This is a genomic window from Bacillus sp. SIMBA_074 (genome assembly GCF_046534555.1).
Lineage (GTDB): Bacteria > Bacillota > Bacilli > Bacillales > Bacillaceae_G > Bacillus_A > Bacillus_A mycoides.
In genome coordinates, this window is record NZ_JAWRYM010001070.1 from 1 (window position 1) to 244 (window position 244).

1 protein-coding gene is annotated in these 244 nt (G+C 71.7%); it reads right to left on the reverse strand.

The features are described 5' to 3' along the window. A partial coding sequence (locus SB773_RS34050) for a cation:proton antiporter domain-containing protein (RefSeq protein WP_410594907.1) occupies positions 1 to 243 on the reverse strand: 243 nt, incomplete at its 3' end. Position 244 lies beyond the last annotated feature (1 nt).

Consider the following 244-nt stretch of genomic DNA (forward strand, 5'->3'; position numbering starts at 1 on the left):
GACCACGGAGTAGAGGAACGTCAGCGTGACCGCGCCGAAGGTGAACGTCGCCGCGCCGGCCGCAGCGATGGCTGCACGTAACAGCACCAGCGCCGTCGCGTCGTTCAGGAGGCTCTCACCCTCGAGGATCGCCACCACCCGGGGCGAGATGCCGGCGCGCTTCACGATGCCGGTCGCGACCGCGTCCGTCGGGCTCACGATGGCCCCCAGCGCGACCCCCCATCCCAGTCCGAGCCCGGGGATG